The sequence below is a fragment of the Actinomadura vinacea genome (genome assembly GCF_039532545.1).
In the GTDB taxonomy this organism is placed as follows: Bacteria; Actinomycetota; Actinomycetes; order Streptosporangiales; family Streptosporangiaceae; genus Spirillospora; species Spirillospora vinacea.
The window spans coordinates 1-5,934 of record NZ_BAAARW010000033.1 but is presented as its reverse complement, the minus strand read 5'-3'; the positions used below and the strand labels follow the sequence as shown (position 1 = coordinate 5,934).

The window sequence follows — 5,934 nt, the reverse complement described above, 5'->3', positions numbered from 1 at the left end:
TGTGATCACCTGACCCACACAAGATCATCGGACAGCGGCGACCCGCGTTACGTGACAGCCTTTAACACAGCGTTTGATATATCGACGCAGACCGAAGGCCAGGTCCACTGAATATGGGCGTTTCGAACCGGATATCGATGAGAGATTAAAGGGAGAATGACGGTTGGGTGAATCCCTGGGCGTCAGTCCTGCTGATCGGCGAGCGAGCCAGGGGCGATAGCAGGTCGACTTGGACCGGCGTGGCCGTAGCGTCTGGTTCGAGGAGCGACGATTCGGCGTTGAGTTCCACCTGCATGGCGTGCTCGGTAGGAGCGGGGTTGTCGATGCCGCAGTTGGGGCAGACCACCTCGGGGGGGCCGTGATCGCGGCCTGGCATTCGCGGCAGCACGGCTTGTCCTTGGGGGCGTGCCGTCTTGGGTGTGTGGCTGTCCTGGATCCGCCGGTAGAGGGCGGAGTGGTTGCCTCTGCAGCCAGCGGCGACCTCGGCCAGACGCTCCGGCGTCCAGCCGACGATGGCTCGGCGGACCGGGTCATCGGTCATCTTGCGGGGCCGCCCGGAAGGTGGCCGGTCGTGGCGGCGCCTGAGCGGGCGTAGGCGGCGCGTTCGCAGGTTGTCAAATTAGACGGGACAGACGAGTAGCCATCGATGAGCGATCATCTACCAACCGCGATTCGATACCACTCTCCAATGCGACACCAGGGGGTATATGCGACCACATAAGACCGCACACGACCCAATCACATATTCAGTAATGGCGCTAGGCCGAGAACGGCAACGCAGCGGATAGGGGTATGGTTTTTGGGGAAACGGCGCCAGTCGCCCCTCGGACACTCACGGTCACCCCAAAGTGGCGATCGGTAGTCGTCTGGCGGATGCGATCCGGGTCGAGATTCACCTCGGCCCGGATTTCTTGTTTGTCCGGGTGGTAGGTGAGCCTGACACCGAGTTGCTGGTAGACGTCCTGCCTCGTCTCGGGCTCGGCCTTCGCCAGGATGCGCACCAGCCCGCCGAGCCTGGTGATGAGCTCCTCGATCTCTTCTGGAGTCAAGAGTTCGTGCTGCTGGCTTTCAGCAGTCCGGAGTTCGGCTTCGGCGGCGGAGCGTTCGGCATTGACCTCGGTGACCCACCTGGCGACGGTGGCCGGGTCGGTGCCTGACTCCAGAGCGGCCCGGTAGCGCGCGAGCTTGGTATCGCACCGGGCGATGCGTGCCCTCGCACGGACGGTGAGGCTGTTGACCGGCTCGTTTTCCTGGGCTTCGTGAAGGTCGGCGATCGTCTGCTTGATGCGGTGTGGAGCCAGCCACAACCTAGAGCCTCTATCGAACCCGGGGCGCTTCACTTTGAGGACACCGCGCAGGTCGTTGATCGTCATTGTCGTCTCCCCTTTTCGAGTTCTCAGAAAATGCGAAGGAACACCGTGAACACCTTCGGGGGTGCAGAGGTCAGGCGGGCTGCGCAGCGGGCGCTGGGGCGGCGGCCTCCTGGGCCTTGCGGGCCTTGCGGGCCTTGCTGGTCTCGCGGAGGATCAGTAGGCCCGTGACCGCGATCAGCGCCGAGGTCAGGCCGTGGATGCCGAACGCGGCGGCCATGGAGCCGCGGTGGGCCAGGACGTTGACCATGTCGCCGAACGGGGCGACGGCCACCATCAGCAGGACCCAGCCCAGGGCGCGGCGGTGGCCCGTCACCAGCAGGACGCCCATAGCCAGGCCCATCGCGATTTCGCGGCTGCCCTTCACGATGAGGAAGCCGCCGCCGTCGCCAGAGGGCCAGTTCGGCAGGCCCGGGAAGGACGTCTCGAGGGGCAGGACGAAGGACGTCCCGAGGTAGAGGGTGAACAGGACGCCGGCGGTGGCCAGGACGGTGTTGATGTTCTTCAGCGACATGGTTCTTCTCCTTTGACGTTCAGACTGGGCGGGGTTCAGCCGCGGACGCGGCGGATGTGGCGGGCGTAGCGGGGGCGGCCGATGACGTGCCAGATGACGCGGACCGGGGTGGGGAGGCCGCTGAGGACGATGGCGCGCTCGGCCGGGTTCGCGTCTTCCAGGACGGCGCCGAAGAGCGTGAGCAAGGTGAGCTTGGGCGTGTTGTTCACCAGGTGGTCGCCCAGGGAGGCCCACTCCTGCTCGGTGATGTGCTGGGCCGCGAGCGGGAGGAGGGTGCCCTCCTCGTCGTCGAGGTGTTCCAGCAGGACCGCACGGTGCTCGGCCAGGGCGGCCACGAGGATGTCGCGTTCGTCGGCGCCCGCGCCGGCCTCCCAGGCGGGGACCGCGGCGTCCAGCCTGGTCAGGGTGGCCGCGATGCGTTCGTGCTGGGCCTCCATGCGCAGGACGATGTCGGCCTCCAGGTCCACCCGGGAAAGGAGCGGCGGCCACAGCAGCTCGTCCTCGCCCTCGTGATGGTTGTGCAGGCCCACCCGGTAGACGCGGAAGTGGTCGGCGATCACCTTGGCGCGAGCGGTGTCACCCGGCACGACGGCCGCGACGAGCTCCACCAGCAGCCGCGACTCACGGCGGAGCACGCGGTGGACGATCTCCATATCCTGGGTGTTGACGCTCATCTGTTCCTGCCCTTCATCGGTTGCGACGTGTTCAGGCTGCTCCCGGGTGTTTGGAGGCGACTTGGAACCGACTTGGACCAGTCCACGTACGATGTGCGGATCATGGTCTTCATCCGGGTGCTGGGCTCGTTCGCGGCCGAGATGAACGGTGGGACCGTCCACCTCGGCGGGCCGCGGCAGCGGGGCGTGCTGGCCTTGCTGGTGGCGGCGCGTGGGCAGGTCGTGCCGGTCGACCGGATGATCGAGGATCTGTGGCGCGGGGAGCCGCCCGCGCGGGCGCTGATGTCCTTGCAGGCGTATGTGTCCAACCTGCGCCGGTTGCTGGAGCCCGGGCGTCCGCCGCGCACGCCGGCCCGGCTGCTGGTGAGCGCGTCGCCCGGCTATGCGCTGCGGCTGCCGCCGGAGGCGGTGGACGCGTGGCGGTTCGAGGACTTGCTCGACCAGGCCCGTGCCGGCACCGACCCGCGCGTCGCCCAGGCTCGGCTCGCCGAGGCGCTCGGACTGTGGCAGGGACCGGCGTTCGCCGAGGTCGCCGACGAGCCGTGGGCCGCCGCCGAGACGGCCCGGCTGAACGAGCTGCGCCTGGTCGCCACCGAACTGCACGTCGCGGCGGGTCTGCGCATCGGCGACCCCGCTGCGGTGGTTCCCGAGGCCGAGCGGCTCACCCGCGACGAGCCGCTCCGCGAGGAGGGCTGGCGGCTGCACGCCCTGGCACTGTGGAGCAGTGGCCGCCAAGCCGACGCGCTGGCGACGCTCCGCCGCGCCCGCGGCATCTTCGCCGAGGAGTTCGGGCTCGACCCCGGCCCGGACCTGACGGCGTTGGAGGAGGCGATCCTCACCCAGCGCACGGACATCATGCGCGAGACCGTGCCCCCGCCACCGCCGACCGCACCGCTGCCGCGGACGGCTCCGATCATCGAGGCGCCGTTCGTCGGACGCGAGGCACAGCTGTCGGCACTGGTCACGGCCGCCGCCGAGGCCGCCGCCGACGGCGCCCGCATCGCCCTTGTCACCGGCGAGGCCGGGCTCGGCAAGTCGACGCTGCTGGAACACCTCGGCAGGCGGCTCGAACGTGACGGGTGGCTGGTCGCCGCCGGGCACTGCCCCGATGTCGACAGCGCGCCGCCCGCATGGGCCTGGACTGAGGCGCTGAGAGCCGTCGCCGCGACCACGCACCTAGGCGAGTTCGCGGACGACCTCGCACCGCTCCTCACCGACACCGGACCGGCGGACGACGACGCCACCGCAGGACGGTTCCGGCTGCGCCAAGCCGTGTGGAAGTGGCTGGCGGCGGCCGCCACGAAACGCCCGGTCGCCGTCGTGCTGGACGACCTGCACTGGGCGGACGCCGCCACGCTGGAACTGCTCGGCGGCGGCCTCGGCCTGCGGGCCCCGATCCTGGTCGTCGCCGCGTACCGCGCGGACGAGAGCGGGCACCTCACCCAAACGCTGGCCTCCCTCGCGCGCGCCACGCCCCTCCGCCTGGCGCTGCCGGGGCTGAACGACGAGGCCGTCGCCGAGCTCGTACGGACCGAATGCGAGGCCGACGAGGAGACCATCGCAGCGATCGCCGAGCGCACCGGCGGCAACCCGTTCTACGTGCGCGAAAGCGCCCGGCTGCTGAACGGCGAAGGCGCGCTGGTCGCCCTCTCCGAGGTCCCCCAGGGCGTACGGGACGTCCTGCGCCGCCGCCTCGCACGGCTGCCCGAAGGCGGCGTGTCCATCCTCCGGCTCGCCGCTGTCGCAGGCCGGGAAAGCTCGGTGGACGTCCTGGTCAAGGCCGCCGACACCGACGAGGACGGCGTGCTGGACGCACTGGACGCGGGCGTCATCGCCGGGCTCCTCGACGAGCCCGGCCCAGGCCACATCCGCTTCGTCCACGCCCTCGTCAGGGACACGCTCGTCGCCGACGTCAGCAGATTGCGTGCCACCCGGATGCACGCCCGGATCGCCGCCGCTCTGGAAGGCACCGACGACATCACGGCGCTGGCCCACCACTACGCGCGCGCCGGCTCACCGAAGGCCGTCGGCTACTGCGTCCAGGCCGCCGAGCTTGCCGAGGCCCGCTACGCCCACGACGTGGCGGCCGACCTCCTCACCGACGCCGTCACCAACTCGACCGGACCGGACGAACGCGTCGAACTGCTCGGCAGGCTGCTGCGCGCACAGATCCGGGCGGGAGCCGTCGGAGCCGCCCGCGAGACCCGCCGTGAAGCCGTGGAGTACGCAGAGTCCCTGGGCCGCGACGACCTGATGATCGCCGCATTCACCGCGTGGACAGAGCCGACCACCTGGCAGGCCCGTACGTACGGCACCGTGGACCGGCCCATCGTCGACCGCCTGAGCCGCCTGCTGGAGCGCGACCTGACCCCTTCGGTGCGGTCCCGGCTCCTGACGGCGTACGCCAACGAACTGGTCGGCGAGGACGACCCGACCGTCCTGGAGGCAGCGCAGGAGGCACTCGACCTCGCCACCGGACCCCGGCTGCGGGCCGCGGCACTCCGGATCCTGGCCGAAGTCCACGGCGACGCCGAGCTCTGCCGGGAGCTCGTGGAGATCGGCACCGAGCACGACCTGCCGGTCTACCGCGTCACCGGGCTGCTCAACCATGCCACCGTCGCCGCCGCCGCTAACGACCCGGTGACCATGCACCAGGTGACCACCGAGGCCCTGGAACTCGCGCGCACCTACCGAATGCGCGAGGCGATCGCCGTCGCCGAGATCATGCTGGCGACCCTGGCGCTCATCGAAGGCCGATTCGCCGACGCCGAACTCCTCTACATCAAGGCCGACGAGGGCATGCGGCGCGCCGGATCGGTGCACACGGGCTTTCACCAACTCGCCCTGGCCACGATCTGGCTGAACGACGGCACGCTCGGCGCGCACCTGGACGACGTGCGCGCACTCCACGCCGCGCTCGGCCCGATGACCTCCGACCTGCTCGCGCTCGCCCTCCACGCCAACGGCCTGGACGCCGAAGCCCGCGCGGTCCGCGCGTCCCCCAGCCCGATCCGCCCCGACTTCTTCTTCACCTTCTTCACAACGTTGCGCGCGATGGCCATCGTCGCCTTGAACGACCGCGACGCCGCCGAGGAGATCTACGCGACGCTGCTTCCGCACCGCGACGGCCCCCCGGCGGGCGCCACGAGCCTGTCGTTGGCGCTGCGCCCGGTCACTCACACCCTCGGCGAGCTGGCCGTCCTCCTCGGCCGCGACCACCAGGCCGCCACCCACTTCGCCCAGGCCGCCACCATCGCCGACCACTGGAACGCACCCCACTGGGCCGCCGAGGCCCGGTCGCGAACGACCACCTAAAGGCTGTCACGTAACGCGGGTCGCCGCTGTCCGATGATCTTGTGTGGGTCAGGTGATCACA

4 protein-coding genes are annotated in these 5,934 nt (G+C 70.1%); 1 reads left to right on the top strand and 3 read right to left on the bottom strand.

What is annotated here, in order from left to right; genetic code table 11:
* Nucleotides 1-758: 758 nt before the first annotated feature.
* From ABD340_RS37795 to ABD340_RS37785, 3 genes are all read right to left on the bottom strand, one after another.
* On the bottom strand, nucleotides 759-1,373 hold the full coding sequence (locus ABD340_RS37795; RefSeq protein WP_344595744.1) for a hypothetical protein: 615 nt from the start codon (nucleotides 1,371-1,373) through the stop codon (nucleotides 759-761).
* Nucleotides 1,374-1,443: 70 nt separating this feature from the next.
* On the bottom strand, nucleotides 1,444-1,884 hold the full coding sequence (locus ABD340_RS37790; RefSeq protein WP_344595742.1) for a DUF4267 domain-containing protein: 441 nt from the start codon (nucleotides 1,882-1,884) through the stop codon (nucleotides 1,444-1,446).
* A 35-nt stretch (nucleotides 1,885-1,919) separates the two neighbouring features.
* The gene (locus ABD340_RS37785; RefSeq protein ID WP_344595741.1) at nucleotides 1,920-2,558 is read right to left on the bottom strand and encodes a hemerythrin domain-containing protein; all 639 of its coding nucleotides are present in this window, start codon (nucleotides 2,556-2,558) and stop codon (nucleotides 1,920-1,922) included.
* A 72-nt stretch (nucleotides 2,559-2,630) separates the two neighbouring features.
* Here ABD340_RS37785 and ABD340_RS37780 point away from each other — a divergent pair, with 72 nt between their 5' ends.
* Nucleotides 2,631-5,873, top strand: coding sequence for an ATP-binding protein (locus ABD340_RS37780; protein WP_344595739.1), 3,243 nt, complete (start codon nucleotides 2,631-2,633; stop codon nucleotides 5,871-5,873).
* Nucleotides 5,874-5,934: the final 61 nt, after the last annotated feature.

What these genes read in the sequence shown, in the direction of transcription:
- ABD340_RS37795 (WP_344595744.1), bottom strand. Translation starts at nt 1,373, where the DNA reads ATGACGATCAACGACCTGCGCGGTGTCCTCAAAGTGAAGCGCCCCGGG.
- ABD340_RS37790 (WP_344595742.1), bottom strand. Translation starts at nt 1,884, where the DNA reads ATGTCGCTGAAGAACATCAACACCGTCCTGGCCACCGCCGGCGTCCTG.
- ABD340_RS37785 (WP_344595741.1), bottom strand. Translation starts at nt 2,558, where the DNA reads ATGAGCGTCAACACCCAGGATATGGAGATCGTCCACCGCGTGCTCCGC.